The sequence below is a fragment of the Stenotrophomonas sp. 63632_Sma genome (assembly GCF_056482875.1).
Genome location: NZ_CM151220.1, coordinates 3428969 through 3443398, shown reverse-complemented (window position 1 = coordinate 3443398; position 14430 = coordinate 3428969). Strand labels below are relative to the sequence as shown.

14 protein-coding genes and 1 pseudogene are annotated in these 14430 nt (G+C 66.2%); 9 read left to right on the top strand and 6 right to left on the bottom strand.

Going from position 1 to position 14430, the window contains the following annotated elements; genetic code table 11:
- Positions 1-83 precede the first annotated feature (83 nt).
- Both pilH and ACZK45_RS16035 read right to left on the bottom strand, forming a co-directional pair.
- A complete protein-coding gene (gene pilH / locus ACZK45_RS16040; RefSeq protein ID WP_005410644.1) occupies positions 84-455 on the bottom strand; it encodes a twitching motility response regulator PilH in 372 nt (123 codons plus the stop codon).
- Positions 456-543: 88 nt separating this feature from the next.
- Positions 544-1539: a YhdH/YhfP family quinone oxidoreductase gene (locus ACZK45_RS16035; RefSeq protein WP_478444908.1), complete on the bottom strand. Its 996-nt coding sequence runs from the start codon at positions 1537-1539 to the stop codon at positions 544-546.
- A 153-nt stretch (positions 1540-1692) separates the two neighbouring features.
- On the opposite strand from ACZK45_RS16035, the gene hflK reads away from it, so the two are divergent.
- From hflK to ACZK45_RS16010, 5 genes are all read left to right on the top strand, one after another.
- Positions 1693-2826 (top strand): FtsH protease activity modulator HflK, encoded by a 1134-nt coding sequence (gene hflK, locus ACZK45_RS16030; RefSeq protein ID WP_049401370.1) that lies wholly within the window; start codon positions 1693-1695, stop codon positions 2824-2826.
- Positions 2823-3686 carry a protease modulator HflC gene (hflC, locus tag ACZK45_RS16025; protein WP_010482785.1) on the top strand — a complete coding sequence of 288 codons (864 nt, stop codon included), beginning with the start codon at positions 2823-2825 and terminating at the stop codon, positions 3684-3686. The genes hflK and hflC overlap by 4 nt, the downstream gene beginning before the upstream one ends.
- A gap of 67 nt (positions 3687-3753) precedes the next feature.
- The gene (locus tag ACZK45_RS16020; RefSeq protein WP_005410640.1) at positions 3754-3939 is read left to right on the top strand and encodes a DUF2065 domain-containing protein; all 186 of its coding nucleotides are present in this window, start codon (positions 3754-3756) and stop codon (positions 3937-3939) included.
- Positions 3940-4478: 539 nt separating this feature from the next.
- Positions 4479-5771, top strand: coding sequence for an adenylosuccinate synthase (locus ACZK45_RS16015; protein ID WP_014038120.1), 1293 nt, complete (start codon positions 4479-4481; stop codon positions 5769-5771).
- Between the two features lie 117 nt (positions 5772-5888).
- Complete coding sequence (locus tag ACZK45_RS16010; RefSeq protein ID WP_125895319.1) at positions 5889-6551, top strand: hypothetical protein; 663 nt, start codon at positions 5889-5891, stop codon at positions 6549-6551.
- On the opposite strand, the gene ACZK45_RS16005 is transcribed toward ACZK45_RS16010, so the two are convergent.
- Together ACZK45_RS16005 and ACZK45_RS16000 are read right to left on the bottom strand one after the other, a co-directional pair.
- On the bottom strand, positions 6481-7161 hold the full coding sequence (locus ACZK45_RS16005) for a M23 family metallopeptidase (protein ID WP_125895318.1): 681 nt from the start codon (positions 7159-7161) through the stop codon (positions 6481-6483). The genes ACZK45_RS16010 and ACZK45_RS16005 overlap by 71 nt on opposite strands.
- A gap of 4 nt (positions 7162-7165) precedes the next feature.
- Positions 7166-8128 carry a L,D-transpeptidase family protein gene (locus ACZK45_RS16000; RefSeq protein WP_125895317.1) on the bottom strand — a complete coding sequence of 321 codons (963 nt, stop codon included), beginning with the start codon at positions 8126-8128 and terminating at the stop codon, positions 7166-7168.
- Positions 8129-8363: 235 nt separating this feature from the next.
- Here ACZK45_RS16000 and ACZK45_RS15995 point away from each other — a divergent pair, with 235 nt between their 5' ends.
- Entirely contained in the window at positions 8364-10487 is a 2124-nt protein-coding gene (locus ACZK45_RS15995) for a methyl-accepting chemotaxis protein (RefSeq protein ID WP_478444907.1), read from the top strand.
- A 49-nt stretch (positions 10488-10536) separates the two neighbouring features.
- Here ACZK45_RS15995 and ACZK45_RS15990 read toward each other — a convergent pair whose 3' ends face one another.
- Complete coding sequence (locus ACZK45_RS15990; RefSeq protein WP_032127824.1) at positions 10537-11160, bottom strand: hypothetical protein; 624 nt, start codon at positions 11158-11160, stop codon at positions 10537-10539.
- 194 nt (positions 11161-11354) lie between these two features.
- Positions 11355-11573: pseudogene (locus ACZK45_RS15985) on the bottom strand (hypothetical protein); the annotation flags it as partial.
- 107 nt (positions 11574-11680) lie between these two features.
- Here ACZK45_RS15985 and ACZK45_RS15980 point away from each other — a divergent pair.
- The 3 genes from ACZK45_RS15980 to ACZK45_RS15970 all read left to right on the top strand — a co-directional run bounded on the left by ACZK45_RS15980 (position 11681) and on the right by ACZK45_RS15970 (position 14366).
- Entirely contained in the window at positions 11681-12403 is a 723-nt protein-coding gene (locus ACZK45_RS15980) for an AraC family transcriptional regulator (protein ID WP_032127825.1), read from the top strand.
- A gap of 81 nt (positions 12404-12484) precedes the next feature.
- On the top strand, positions 12485-13852 hold the full coding sequence (locus ACZK45_RS15975) for an amino acid permease (protein WP_125895312.1): 1368 nt from the start codon (positions 12485-12487) through the stop codon (positions 13850-13852).
- Positions 13853-13955: 103 nt separating this feature from the next.
- Positions 13956-14366, top strand: a complete 411-nt coding sequence (locus ACZK45_RS15970; protein WP_005410627.1) for a VOC family protein — start codon at positions 13956-13958, stop codon at positions 14364-14366.
- The last annotated feature ends 64 nt before the right edge of the window (positions 14367-14430 follow it).

Genomic DNA, 14430 nt, shown 5'->3' with positions numbered 1-14430 from the left:
GTGCCGGCCGCTGGCCGGCAACTTCATTGCCCGGGACGGTGATGCGTGGTTGCCGGCCAGCGGCCGTTACTACCGCGCGCGTCTCAGCCCTGCCCGGCGAACACCCGCTCCAGCACCTCGGACAGTTCGTCTTCCGAGAATGGCTTGGTGATGTAGGCCTTGGCACCCTGGCGCATGCCCCACATGCGGTCGGTGTCCTGGTCCTTGGTGGTCACCAGGATCACCGGGATATGCCGGGTCGCCTCGTCGCGGGCGAGGGTGCGGGTGGCCTGGAAGCCATTGAGGTTGGGCATCACCACGTCCATCAGGACCAGGTCGGGCAGCTCGGCCTTGGCGGTTTCGACCCCGGCGGCGCCATCGGTGGCGGTCAGGATCTGGTGCCCGAGCTTCTCGACGATGCGCTGTATCCCCAACAGCTGCGACGGTGAGTCGTCGACGATCAGAATGCGTGCCATGTTGTTCCCCATGTAATGCCCGCAGTGTAGTGCGGGCCCATTACTGGCGGGAGGGGCGCATCTGCCGTCCGTCGCCTGCCTGCGACGTTCAGTCGATCCGCACCACGGTGCGGCCCAGCGAACCGCCCGCCAGCATCCGTTCGAACACGGCAGGAAGGCCATCGAGGCCGACTTCGGCGGTGCAGATGCGGTCCAGCTGCTGCGGCTTCCAGTCACTGCCCAGCCGCGACCACACTTCTTCGCGCAGCCCACGCGGTGCATTGGCCGAGGACACGCCCAGCAGTGACACGCCGCGCAGGATGAACGGCATCACCGTCATATCCAGCGTCGGGCTGGCTGCCAGGCCGGCACTGACCACGCTGCCGTAGGGCACGGTCTGCGCCAGCAGGCTGGCAAGCATGTCGCCTCCGGCATTGTCGAGGCCCCCGCCGAAGCGGGCCGACTGCAGCGGGCCGGTGTCGGACAGTGCCTCGCGCGGTAGTACTTCAGTGGCGCCGATACCATGCAGGAACTCGGCCTGGTCCGGTTTGCCGCTGACTGCGTGCACGGTGTAGCCGGCACGACTGAAGATCGACAGCGCCAGCGCGCCGACACCGCCGCTGGCGCCGGTGACCGCCAACGGGCCGAGTTCCGGCACCTGCCGGTTGTCCTGCATGCGCAGCAGCGCCAGCGCCGCCGTGAAGCCGGCGGTGCCCAGCACCATCGCCTCGCGCGGGCTGAGCCCGGCCGGCTGGGCAATCACCGCACGCGACTCCAGCCGCACATACTGGCTGTAGCCGCCATCGCGGGTTTCGCTGAGGCCGCAGCCGGTGGCCAGCACCGCATCGCCTTCACGCCAGGCCGGGTCGGTGGATGCCACCACGGTGCCGGCCACATCGATTCCGCCGACCAGCGGGAAACGGCGCAGGATCCTGCCCTTGCCGGTGCCGGCCAGGGCATCCTTGTAGTTGACCGAAGACCAGTGGGCGCGGATCAGTACCTGGCCGGGGTTGAGGTCGTCGACATTGAGCTGGGCCAGGCCACTGCGGTAACCGGCGGCGTCGTTTTCGATGCGGAATGCGGTGAACGGGGTGGTGGGGGCCATCGGCGTTGCCTGACTTCGAGGAAAACGCCACCTTACCCCGTTGCCCCCCTTTCGATCCTGCCGATCCGCCCCATCTTGTATGATCGGTGATGGTTTCACGGCTGGTGGTGCGGGAAGGGCCCGCGCCGCAGCCCAAATCTTGATGGAGCGTGCATGGCCTGGAATACACCCGGCGGCAACAAGGGCGGACAAGGCCCCGAGGACAATCGACGCGGGCCCTTCGGGTCGCGCGGCGGTGGCAATGGTGGTGGCTGGGGCGGACTGCCCGGGCCGCTGAAGGACCTGTTCGACGGCGGCATCATGCGTTGGGTGGTGGCAGCGGTGGTGTTGCTGGTGCTGTTCTCCAGCTTCCAGCTGATCGGCGAACAGCAGCGTGGCGTGGTGCTGCGCTTCGGCCAGTTCTCGCGCATCCTGCAGCCTGGCCCGAACTTCAAGCTGCCGTGGCCGATCGAATCGGTCACCAAGGTCAATGCCACCGAGATCAAGACCTTCTCGATCCAGGTGCCGGTGCTGACCCGCGACGAGAACATCGTCAACGTCTCGCTGAACGTCCAGTACCGCATCGACGACCCGCAGCAATACCTGTTCGGAACGGTCGATGCCAACCAGGTGCTGGAGCAGTCGGCGCAGAGCGCGGTGCGCGAGGAAGTCGGCCGTGCCGACCTCAACGCGGTACTGAACAACCGTGGCCCGCTGGCCGTGGCCGCCGAGGAGCGCCTGCAGGCGCTGCTGAAGGCGTTCAAGACCGGCCTGACGGTGACCGGCCTGACCCTGCAGGACGCCCGTCCGCCGGAAGAAGTGAAGCCGGCCTTCGACGAGGTCAACGGTGCCCAGCAGGTCAAGGAACGCCTGATCAACGAAGCCCAGGCTTATGCCGCCAAGGTCGTGCCGGAAGCCCGAGGCCAGGCCTCGCGCGCCCGTACCACCGCCGAAGGCTACAAGCAGGCCGTGGTCTCCAAGGCCGAGGGTGACGCGCAGCGCTTCAGCCTGTTGCAGGCCCAGTACAAGGACGCCCCGGAAGTGACCCGCAAGCGCCTGTGGCTGGAGACCGTGCAGCAGGTGCTGAGCGAGAACCGCAAGGTGATCGGTGGCGATGGCCGCCAGCTGATCTACGTGCCGATGACCGGCGATACCCGTCCCACCACCTCGGCGCCGCCGGGAGTGACCAATCCGGAGGTGGTGATGCCGTCGCTGCCGGGTGCAGCGGCGGAAGCTTCCCGTGATCCGGGCCGGCCGGTGGGCCGCCCGACCGGGCGACCGAGCGGCCGTGAGGAGGGCAGCCGATGAAGAGTCCTATCTGGATCGCCGTGATCGTGGCGGTGGTGCTGGGCCTGCTCGGCTCGGTGTACGTGGTCCGCGAGGACCAGACCGCCATGGTGCTGAACCTGGGCAAGGTGGTGCGTTCGGACATCAAGCCGGGCCTGCACTTCAAGGTGCCGGTGGTGGAAACGGTGAAGGTCTTCGACCGCCGCTTCCAGGTGCTCGACACCGCCCCGGCGCGTTACTTCACCGCCGAGCAGAAGGACGTCAGCGTCGACTTCTTCGCCATCGGCTACATCTCCAACGTGGGTGACTACTTCCGTGCCACCGGTGGCGATCCGCGCATCGCCAATGCCCGCCTGGCACCGATCATCACCGACTCGCTGCGCAACCAGATCAACTCGCGCACCCTGCAGCAGCTGGTCTCCGGCGACCGCAGCGAGCTGATCGCCGAGCAGCTGAAGGGGATCAACGAAGCGGTGGCCGGCCTCGGCATGCAGATGATCGACCTGCGCATCAAGCAGGTGGACCTGCCCACCGACAGCCAGGTGATCAATGATGTGTACGAGCGCATGCGCGCCCAGCGCAAGCAGGAAGCGGCCAAACTGCGTGCGGAGGGCGAGGAGCAGTCGTTGACCATCCGCGCCCAGGCCGACCGTGACAGCACCGTGCTGATCGCCGAAGCCGAGCGTGATGCACAGCGCCTGCGCGGTGAAGGCGATGCCGATGCGGCGCGCATCTACGGCAAGGCCGGCTCGGCCGACCCGTCGTTCTATGCGTTCTACCGCAGCCTGGAGGCCTACCGTGGCTCCATGACCGACGGCAACGGCGTGATCGTGCTCGACAAGAACGACCCGTTCCTGCAGTACCTGAAGAACGACCGCTGAGGTCGCAGGGCAGTACCCCACGGGGCCCGGCCAGATGCCGGGCCCCGTGCTTTTTCCGGAGTCCCCCATGAAAGATCTGTTCGCCGCCGTCTGCCTGGTGGCGGTGCTGGAAGGCCTGTTCCTGTTCGTCGCCCCATTTGCCTGGAAGCGCATGGCCGAGCGCCTGCTGGACCTGCCCAGCCCAGCCCTGCGCAGCTTTGGCGGGCTGGTGCTGCTGGCCGGCCTGAGCCTGCTGTGGTGGGCGCGGCATTGAAAGGGTAGTGCCGCTGCCGCGGCTAACCCTGGGATTGCCCACCAGCGGCCGCCTGCGTTCACATGCGTGGCCCGGCTCTGGCAGATGCCAACCTTGGTTGGCATTGCCTACCAGCGGCCGGCACTACCGGGAGGCGCCTGACCGGCCGGTACATGCGTGGCCCGGCTCTGGTAGATGCCAACCTTGGTTGGCATTGCCGTACCAGCGGCCGGCACTACCGGGAGGCGCCTGACCGACCGGCACATGCGTGGTCCGGTTTTGGGAGCCCCCCCTTGGTTGGCATTGCTTACCAACGGCCGGCACGACCGGGCGGGGCGGCTGACCGGCCGGTGAAGCCGTCCGTCGGAAAGGTGGCACCCGACCCCGGAAACCCGGATAATGCACAAAAGCCGGACGGGCCTCCCCGTTCGGCTTTTTCCGTGTCTGGGCCTTCCATCGCCGGCTGCTCCCCGTTTGGAGCCGCCCTCCAGGTGCTGGCCAGCCCCGCCACGGTTCAACCGTCCGCGGCCCCGATGGCCGCAACATATGAGGAGCCCGTCATGGGTCAGTCTGTCGTAGTGTTGGGTGCCCAGTGGGGCGATGAAGGCAAGGGCAAGATCGTCGATCTGCTCACTGAGGAAATCGGCGCCGTCGTGCGCTTCCAGGGCGGCCACAACGCCGGCCACACCCTGGTCATCAACGGTAAGAAGACCGTCCTGCACCTGATCCCGTCGGGCATCCTGCGTGACGATGCGCTGTGCCTGATCGGCAACGGCGTGGTGATCTCGCCGGCCGCGCTGCAGAAGGAAATCGCCGAGCTGGAAGCCTCCGGCGTGGAAGTGCGTTCGCGCCTGAAGATCTCCCCGGCCGCGCCGCTGATCATGCCGTACCACATCGCCCTGGACCAGGCGCGCGAGCGCGCTGCCGGCGGCAAGGCGATCGGCACCACCGGCCGTGGCATCGGCCCGGCCTACGAAGACAAGGTGGCGCGTCGCGGCATCCGCATCGCCGACCTGCATTACCCGAAGCAGCTGGAAGAACTGCTGCGCACCGCGCTGGATTACCACAACTTCGTGCTGACCAAGTATCTGAACACCGATGCGGTCGATTTCCAGAAGACCTTCGACGAAGCGCTGGCCTTCGGCGAATACGTGCAGCCGATGAAGTCCGACGTGGCCGGCATCCTGCACGACCTGCGCAAGCAGGGTAAGCGCGTGCTGTTCGAAGGCGCGCAGGGTGCGCTGCTGGACATCGACCACGGCACCTACCCGTACGTCACCAGCTCCAACACCACCGTCGGTGGTGCACTGGCCGGTTCCGGCGTCGGCGCCGATTCGATCGACTACGTGCTGGGCATCGCCAAGGCCTACGCCACCCGCGTCGGCGGCGGCCCGTTCCCGACCGAACTGGACGACGAAGTCGGCCAGGGCATCCGTGACCGCGGCGCCGAGTACGGTGCCTCGACCGGCCGTCCGCGTCGCTGCGGCTGGATGGACATCGTCGCGCTGAAGCGCGCCGTGGCCATCAACGGCATCAGCGGCCTGTGCATCACCAAGCTGGACGTGCTGGATGGCATGGAAAAGCTGAAGGTCTGCATCGCGTACGAATACAACGGCAAGCGCACCGAGTACGCGCCGCTGGACGCGCAGGGCTGGGAAGACTGCACCCCGGTGTACCTGGAGTTCCCGGGCTGGAGCGAGAACACCCACGGCATCACCAACTGGGACGACCTGCCGCCGGCCGCACGTGCCTACCTGCGTTCGCTGGAAGAGCTGGCCGGTTGCCCGATCAGCATCGTCTCCACCGGCCCGGACCGCGACCACACCATGGTCCTGCAGGATCCGTTCGCCTGAGGTAGCGCCGGGCGCTGCCCGGCGTAGGTGACAGTAAGAGCCCCGCGAAAGCGGGGCTTTTTCGTTACTGTGTCGGCACGGCCAGCAGGGAAATGACGTGATGACCCGGATGTCAGCGTGAAGGGCGTAACGGTGGTGCGGATCACCCTGTGGGTGATGTGGAGCCTGTGGGGCATCGCCTGCCTGGTACTGCTGCTGGGTGCGGCCGCCAATGCCCTGGCGTCGCGCACGCAGACGGTGCCGCTGGTGCTGAGTCCTGGCGCAACCGCCCAGATCACCGTCTACCGCCTTATCGATGACCAACTGCGGTTGCGCCTGCGCTATGCCGCGGACGGTACAGAGGCTGACCCCGAGGTGCTGCTGCACATCGAAACTCCGACCGATCAGAGAGACTTCCGCGCAGGGGAGCGTTCGGGAGTGGCCGGGCAGGGCATCAATCGCGCGCTGGCTTCGGTTGAGTCCAGCGGCCTTACGGCGTTCTACTTTGGCTATGGCCGCGGCGACGCATTGCCACGCGGCCGCTCATGGCTACGGGTCACCGTGCTGGAGGTGGACCCGGCGCTGGCCGGGCACGCGGCAGACATCGAGCTGCAGCCACCGCTGGACCTGCTGAAGCTGACCGACCTGGATTACATCTGGCTGTGGCCGTTCTTCTTCTGGAAGATGGCGGCGCTGTTCCTGCTGATTCCAGGGGCTGCGTTGGCTGTCTTTACTCTGGTGTTGAGGCGCTGGCAGCGCCGGGCGTCAGTGCCGCCGACTTCAGCAGGGGATAGGGGTTGATCGACTCTCCCTTCCACCACTGTTTTTCCGGTCCGAGCATGTGTACTTCGAAATGCAGGTGCGGCGCGTCGGCACTGGCATTGCCTGTGCTGCCCACGTAACCGATCACATCCCCGCGTTTGATCACCTGTTTTTCCGCCAGGCCATCGGCGTAGCGCTGCAGATGCGCGTAGTAGTAGCACCAGCGCCCGCTGGGCTCGAACTGGTAAATCGTCAAGCCGCCGCGCTCGCTGTCGAACAGTTTTTCCACCGTTCCATCGGCCACCGCCAGGACCGGCGTACCGGTATCGGCCATGATGTCGATCGCATCGTGTACGCGTCCTTCGCTGCGGGCATCGGTGAACGTATCGCGCAGCTGGGACGCATGGATACCCTGCACCGGCAGCAGCAGACCGGATGGTGCATCCGCAGTCTGCGCGGCCGACGGCGCGGTGTTGGCGGGTGGGGCTGTTGCGGGTGTCGCTACAGATTCCTTCGCCGGCGCCGCTGCCAGTGCCGATTGCGCTTGCGGCAGCGGGGCGGGTACCGGATCACCCGCATCGCGGTGCAGCCACCAGCCTGCACCCAGCCCCAGCAGAACGCCCAGCACGATCAGTTGCGAAAGGCGCATCGGCTCACTCCTGCATCACCACGGGTACCGAGGTATCCACGGCATCGGCCACGCGCTGCGCATCCCAGTTGGTCATGCGCACGCAGCCATGCGATTCGGTCTTGCCCACATGGCCGGGTTCGGGCGTGCCATGCAGGCCGTAATGCGGCTTGGACAGATCGATCCAGACCCGCCCGACCGGATTGTTCGGACCCGGTGGCAGGGTGGCCTTCTTTTCGCCCTTGCGGGCATCCCAGAACAGTTTCGGGTTGTAGTGGAACGGCGGGTCGCGGTAAACGCCCAGGATCTTCCATTCGCCGATCGGTAACGGGTCGTGCTGGCTGCCCGACGACACCGGGACCTGTGCGATCACCTTGCCCTGCGCATCCAGCAGCTGCAGCGTGGAGTCGGATTTGTCGACCACGATCTTCGCCGCCTTCGGCAATGCGGCCAGTGCGATGTTGGGTACCTGGATGCGGCTGCCAGCCTTGGTCAGGTCCACGCCGGGATTGAGCACTTTCATCAGCTCAGGGGAGGCATGGAAGCGCTCGCCGAGGGCTTCTTCCACACTGCCGTAGCCCAGCGATGTGAGCTTGGCCTGGGCGGCGGGCCCTTTCGGAGTGGCCTGGAACGGACCGGCAACATCCTCAGCAGTCAGCGTGTAGCTGGCCAGCGGCCCAACGGTATCGGCCTGCAGGGCCTTCCAGGTGGCGTCGTCCAGTTCACCCGTTACGTCCAGCCCATGCGCTGCCTGGAAACCCGACACCGCGCGTCGCTGGTTGCTGCCCACTTCGCCATCGATCTGGCCAGGGGAGAAGCTCGCGCGATCCAGCAGCACCTGGGCGTGCAGCGCGGAGTGGGGTGCGGTGTCCGGTCCGGCCGTTTCGGCAATGGGTGCGGGCAAGTGGGGCGGCGGCGCCTGCGCGAAGGCTGGCGACGCCAGCAGCGAGAGAGCGAGCAGGGTGGATCGGGACACGGGCAAGGGCATTGGGATCTCCAGCAGGTCACGCCACCACCTTGCCCGCAGCAGCCGCCGAGCCACCGTGAAAGGGATCTGATGCCCGCATGAGCAGCCATGGGTATTGCAGCCGTGTCCAGCGCGCAGGTGCTGCTGCGCAGGGGGCTCACCAAGGTGAACGGTGGCCGACGCCGTCGACGGACGGCGATCAAGATTGCCTGCCGGGCCGCCGATAAGGGCGCATCCCCCCGTTTTGGATACCCCCATGAACTACTTGAGGAACGTCAGGGTTGCCTGGCGTCTTGGGCTGGGCTTTGGCCTGTTGCTGCTGCTGGTTGCCGCCGTGGTGGCCACCGGCGCCACCGCCAGTGTCGTGCAGAAGCGCGCGATGCAGCAGGTGGTCGACGTCAGCGTGGCCAAGGTGCGTCTGCTGTCGCAGATGCTCGATGCCAACAACCAGATGATGGTCGTGCGCCGCGAAATGCTGATTCGCCAGGGCGAAGACCGTGGCAGCGACGAGAAGCGCATTGCCGACCTGGTCAAGCGCTACGAGGCCAGCTGGACCGCCTACCAGGCGCTGCCCAGCGACGCCGACGGCAAGGCCATCGCGGAAACCATCGCCGCCAAGCGTGCCATTGCGCGTCCACTCAACAAGCAGACCAGCGAACTGATGGAGCAGGGCGACTACCCGGGCGCCGTAGCGCTGACCCTGGGCCCCGTGCAGGAAGCGGCAAACGGCTGGAACAAGGCTCTGTCCGATGGCGTGGACTTCGAAGAGAAGGAAAGCCGTGAGGCAGCCGCCGAGGCGATCCGCCTGGGTGAGCGCAGCCTGCTGCAGCTGCTGGTGCTGGGCGGCGTCGCGCTGCTGGTGGGCATCGGTGCCTCGGTGATGATCGGCCGCAGCCTGACCGGTCCGCTGGCCCGCGCGGTGAACCTGGCCGAGCGCCTGTCCAAGGGACAATTGGACCAGGAGTTCCGCCTTGGCGGCCGTGACGAACTGACCCAGCTGGGCGAGGCGATGGCCAGCGTGCGGCAGAGCGTGCAGGCGGCGATCGGCGCACAGCTGCAGATGGCTGAGCAGCATGAGGCGGGCGCGATCCGCTATCGCATGGACGTCACGGCGTTCCCCGGTGACTTCGGCCGCATGGTGCAGGCCACCAACAGCCTGGTCGAATCGCACGTGCAGGTGGAACTGCTGATGGCCGAGGTGATGCAGCGCTACGCCATCGGCGACCTCAGCCGTGACCTGCCCGACTACCCGGGCGAGAAGGGCACGCTGACCCGTACCCTGGCCGCGGTGAAGCAGAGCCTGATGGCGATCAACGCGCAGATCGATGAATTGGCCCGCGCCGCACGCGCCGGTGATTTCAGCATGCGTGGTGATGCCGCTGCGTTCCAGTACCAGTTCAAGGCGATGGTCGAACATCTCAACGGCATGATGGCCAGTTCACAGGCCAGCATCGCCGATGTCTCCGACGTGCTGCGCGCGATCTCGCACGGCGACCTGACCGCACGCATGGACGGCGAGTACGACGGCGTGTTCGCACGCATGCGCGACGATGCCAACACCACCACCGCACAGCTGACCGGCATCGTGCATGGCATCCAGGTGGCTGCCGACAGCATCAACAACGCGGCGCAGGAACTGGCCGCCGGCAACAACGACCTGTCGCGCCGTACCGAGCAGCAGGCAGCCAATCTGGAAGAAGCGGCCGCATCGATGGAGGAACTGACCTCCACCGTGCGCCAGAACGCCGAGCTGGCGCGTCAGGCCGACAGTGAAGCGCATGCGGCCGGTGCCGCCGTGCGCGAGACCGAGCAGGCGATGGCACAGATGGCCTCGGTCATGGGTGAGATCGACCAGTCCTCGGCACGCATCTCGGAAATTTCGACGGTGATCGATGGCATCGCGTTCCAGACCAACATCCTGGCGCTGAATGCTGCGGTGGAAGCGGCGCGTGCAGGTGAGCAGGGGCGTGGATTCGCCGTGGTCGCCAGTGAAGTGCGGACGCTCGCGCAGCGTGCCGGTGTCGCCGCCAAGGAGATCAAGGAACTGATCGAAGATGCCGCTGCCAAGGTGAAGAGCGGCCTGGCAGTGACCGTTGAATCGGAAGCCGCGATCGCCCGCGTAGCCCAGGCAAGTTCGCGCACCACCCAGCTGATGAGCGACATCGCAGCGGCCAGCAAGGAACAGGCCGCCGGTATCGAGCAGGTCAACCAGGTGGTGGTGCAGATGGACCAGGTGACCCAGCAGAACGCTGCGCTGGTGGAAGAAGCCACCGCCGCCAGCCGCGCGCTGGAAGAACAGGCGCATGCACTGACCACGTCGGTGTCGGTGTTCAAGGTGGAAGGCGACGCAGCTTCGGTTGTGCCGCGTCGCGCAGCCTGAGTGGAAGAGGCCGGCACTGGCACCTGAGCCAGTGCCGGTCGCACACGGATCAGCGCTTGAAAAGACGTTCGTGCATCCAACCGTCGTTCGTCAGAACGAGTGTTGCCTTGCCTGGGATATCGCCTTCCACCTGCTCGGCAAAGTTCCGGTAGCTGGCCTTCACCGCTTCAGACTTTGCCCAGTTGTCCGCCCCATCAACCTTGTACCGGAAGTTCACCTGGGACAGCTTTACTCCCATCATGTCGCTGGGCTCGGTGAAGGTATCCACTCCAACCATTGCGAACCTGCCCGTGCAGAATGCGTCCTGCGCAGCCACTGTATCGGCAGCATTGGCGACAAGGAACTTCTTGCCTGTATCGGTGATCTGGTATTCCCCTGCGGGTCGCATCGAGGTCCCGAACATTGATTTGACCTCGGTGTCACGGCGAATGAGCAGTCCGGCATCGACCAAAGCTGCGGCCCGCTTGCGGTTCTGTTCTCCCAGTCGGTCGTCGTCAGCCAAGGTGAAGGGAATCTCGCGGGCAGGAACTGCTGCGCACAGTCCCTTGTTCGTATCCAAGTAGGTCTGGATGGCCTTGCTGAAGTTGCTCTTGCTGGGATCCTTGGCGCTGCCACACGCAGCGAGGACAAGGGTGAGCGCACTGACAGTCAGCGCATGTTTCCTGAGAGACAAGGAAGCTTCCTTTCCATTGAAGTGGAAAGAGTGAATATCACGTAGGCGCCCATGCGTGGTGATCTATTGGTCCAAAGATCCAGAAAGCATCCAGGCAGGATTGCTTCAAGAGCTGCGTTTCAATGCTGTCTGATGGGAATGGACGGCCTATTGCGACATTTTTGGTTGCTGGCTCAAACTCAAGAGGCGTTATCGGCTGCGCGGGAGCGTGTCGTCCTCTTGGCCGTTGCCTTCTTTGCCACCTTGCGCCCACTGCCACTGCGCTTGCCGCCGCCGTCCTGCTTGTTCACAGTGGCCCAGGCGATGCGCTCTGCGGTGCTTTCGCTGGCACCGCGCTCGCGCTCGCTCTCTTCGATGTGCTCGGCCTGGCGCTTCTGCTTTTCGGTATAGGCGGACTTGTCACCGCGGGGCATGGCCGGTTCTCCGGTGGGGGCTGGCCCCCACGGTGGGCCTGGCGGCGTTAAGCGCAAGTCCCGCAAGGGTGATCGCACCGGCAAGGGGCCTCGGCTATGCTTGTGGCATGCGAGTCGAGCCCGCCGACATCGAAGCCCTGTTCGACGCCATCCCGGATGTGCTGTTCTTCATCAAGGACCTTCAGGGGCGTTACACCCACGTCAACCAGACCATGCTGCGGCGGCTGGGCCTGCGCGCGCGCAAGGACGTGATCGGGCGTACCGCGGCCGAGATCTACCCGACCGGCCTCAGTGCGGACTACGTCGACCAGGACGCCCGCGTGCTGTCCGGTGAGGTGATCGAGAACCTGATGGAGCTGCACCTGTTCGCCAACCGCGAACCGGGCTGGTGCCTGACCTGCAAGCGCCCGCTGGTGGTCGATGGGGCCATCGAGGGCCTGATCGGCATATCCCGCGACCTCGGCCAGAAGGACAGCCTGGGCACGCAGTACGAGCAGCTGCGGCTGGCGCTGGCCCACCTCAATGCGCACTACGCCGAAAACGTGCGCATGCAGACCCTACTGGACATCACCGGTTTCTCGCTGTCCAAGTTGGAGCGCAGCTTCCGCAAGGTGTTCCAGATGACCCCGCAGCAGGTGCTGACCCGGCTGCGGATCCAGATGGCCATGCACCTGCTGCACGGTGACGACAGCATCGCCTGCATCGGCCAGGCCTGCGGTTTCAGCGACCAGAGCGCCTTTACCCGCAAGTTCAAGGCTGAAACCGGTTTCTCGCCGCGCGCCTACCGGGCCCGTATTGGTGGCAACGTCGGCGAGCCGGCGCTGGCCTGAGCCGCCTGCTGCGCTGTGCCTATCCCCGTGGGCACGGGACAGGGTAAGGTGTCGCCCCTGTAGCCGCCGCCAGCCCTGCCGATGCCCAACTCGATTCCGACCGCTTCGCCGTCCCGCCTCGGGCACTCGCTCAAGCCCCGCCAGCTGATCATGATGGGCCTGGGCAGCGCCATCGGCGCCGGCCTGTTCCTCGGCTCGGGCGTGGGTGTACAGGCGGCCGGCCCGGCGGTTCTGGTGTCGTATCTGGTCGCTGGTGCGCTGGTGATCATCGTGATGAACGCACTGGGCGAGATGGCGGCGGCCAAGCCGACCAGTGGCGCGTTCTCGGTCTATGCCGCTGATGCCATGGGCGCCACCGCCGGCGCCACCGTGGGCTGGCTGTGGTGGGTGCAGCTGGTGATCGTGATCGCCGCCGAGGCGGTAGGCGCGGCCGGGCTTCTTGCCACGGTCTGGCCGGCGATACCGGTACCGATGGCGGCGCTGGCCTTCATGCTGTTCTTCACCGCGATCAATCTGCTCGGGGTGAAGAACTTCGGCGAGTTCGAATTCTGGTTCGCCATCCTCAAGGTGGTGGCGATCCTGGCCTTCATCGCCATCGGTGTGGCGCTGCTGATGGGCTGGCTGCCGCAGGTCACCTCGCCGGGCTTGAGCAACTTCACCGAGCATGGCGGCTTCGCGCCGAAGGGGCTGGCCGGCATCGGCACGGCGCTGCTGGTTGTCGTTTTTGCCTTTGGCGGCACCGAGATCGTAGCCGTCGCTGCGGCCGAAACCGAAGATCCCGAGCGCAGCATTGCCCGTGCCATCCGCACCGTGGCCTGGCGCATCCTGGTGTTCTACATCGGCTCGCTGAGCGTGATCATCGCCGTGGTGCCGTGGACCAGCGAGGCGCTGAAGTCGCCGTTCGCTGCGGTGCTGGATATCGCCCGCATCCCGGGCGCGGGTACGGCCATCACCCTGATCGCGGTGATCGCACTGCTGTCGGCACTCAATGCCAACCTCTACGGCGCCTCGCGCATGATGTATTCGCTGGCGCAGCGCCGCGAGGCACCGGCGGTGCTCGGCTGGACCGACCCGCGCCAGGTGCCGGTGATCGCCGTGCTGGCCAGCGTGCTGTTCGGCTTTGCCGCCACGGTGATGGAACTGCTGTTCCCGGACCGGGTGCTGCCGGTGCTGCTGAACATCGTCGGTTCCACCTGCCTGCTGGTGTGGACGCTGTCGCTGGTGTCGCAGCTGGTGCTGCGTCGCCGCGCGGATCGCCTGGGTACCCGCCTGCCGTTCCGCATGGCCGGCTTCCCGTGGCTGACCTGCTGCGCGCTGGCGATCCTGGCACTGATCTTCGGCCTGCTGCTGAGCGAGTCGCACACCCGCCTGCAGTTCCTGTCGATGGTGGCGTTGACCGCCACGATCGCCACCAGCAGCGCCATCGCACGGCGCATGCGCGAGGCGTGATTGAAGCTGCCGGCCAGCGGCCGGCACTACCACGGGGGCTGCACATCCGCCGTGCCATCCTGATCGTGTGGGCCGTCCGCGGCCCGTCGACCAGGAGTACCGCATGCTGCGCAGCCGCCCCTTCCTGATGTTCACCGGCCAGGCCGAAGCGGCCTTGGCTCTGTATGCCGAGGCCTTCGCCGATTTCCGCCTGCTGGCAATGCAGCGCCATCCGGACGGCGCCGGTGCCGGCGTGCCCGGGCAGGTCCGCCAGGCCATCTTCCTGCTCGGTGGAACCCACTACCTGTGCTTCGACAGCCTGGACGTGCACGATTTCACCTTCTCACCGTCGATCTCGCTGTTCGTCGAGTGTTCCGGCGCCGAGCAGTTCGAACGTGCCGCACGCGTGCTGGGCGAGGGCGGCCATTGGTTGATGCCGGTGGGCGACTATGACTTCAGCAACCGCTACGGCTGGGTGCAGGACCGCTTCGGCGTATCGTGGCAGTTGAGCCTGGGGCAGATGCCGGATCCGTGATCGGATGTTTGTGGGTGTGGACCTTGGTCCACACGCGCTTATGAAAACGGCCCGCTTGCGCGGG

What these genes read in the sequence shown, in the direction of transcription:
- ACZK45_RS16035 (WP_478444908.1), bottom strand. Translation starts at nt 1,539, where the DNA reads ATGGCCCCCACCACCCCGTTCACCGCATTCCGCATCGAAAACGACGCC.
- hflC (WP_010482785.1), top strand. Translation starts at nt 2,823, where the DNA reads ATGAAGAGTCCTATCTGGATCGCCGTGATCGTGGCGGTGGTGCTGGGC.
- ACZK45_RS16005 (WP_125895318.1), bottom strand. Translation starts at nt 7,161, where the DNA reads ATGCGCCTTTCGCAACTGATCGTGCTGGGCGTTCTGCTGGGGCTGGGT.
- ACZK45_RS16020 (WP_005410640.1), top strand. Translation starts at nt 3,754, where the DNA reads ATGAAAGATCTGTTCGCCGCCGTCTGCCTGGTGGCGGTGCTGGAAGGC.
- ACZK45_RS15975 (WP_125895312.1), top strand. Translation starts at nt 12,485, where the DNA reads ATGCCCAACTCGATTCCGACCGCTTCGCCGTCCCGCCTCGGGCACTCG.
- hflK (WP_049401370.1), top strand. Translation starts at nt 1,693, where the DNA reads ATGGCCTGGAATACACCCGGCGGCAACAAGGGCGGACAAGGCCCCGAG.
- ACZK45_RS15970 (WP_005410627.1), top strand. Translation starts at nt 13,956, where the DNA reads ATGCTGCGCAGCCGCCCCTTCCTGATGTTCACCGGCCAGGCCGAAGCG.
- ACZK45_RS15995 (WP_478444907.1), top strand. Translation starts at nt 8,364, where the DNA reads ATGAACTACTTGAGGAACGTCAGGGTTGCCTGGCGTCTTGGGCTGGGC.
- ACZK45_RS16000 (WP_125895317.1), bottom strand. Translation starts at nt 8,128, where the DNA reads ATGCCCTTGCCCGTGTCCCGATCCACCCTGCTCGCTCTCTCGCTGCTG.
- ACZK45_RS16015 (WP_014038120.1), top strand. Translation starts at nt 4,479, where the DNA reads ATGGGTCAGTCTGTCGTAGTGTTGGGTGCCCAGTGGGGCGATGAAGGC.
- pilH (WP_005410644.1), bottom strand. Translation starts at nt 455, where the DNA reads ATGGCACGCATTCTGATCGTCGACGACTCACCGTCGCAGCTGTTGGGG.
- ACZK45_RS15980 (WP_032127825.1), top strand. Translation starts at nt 11,681, where the DNA reads ATGCGAGTCGAGCCCGCCGACATCGAAGCCCTGTTCGACGCCATCCCG.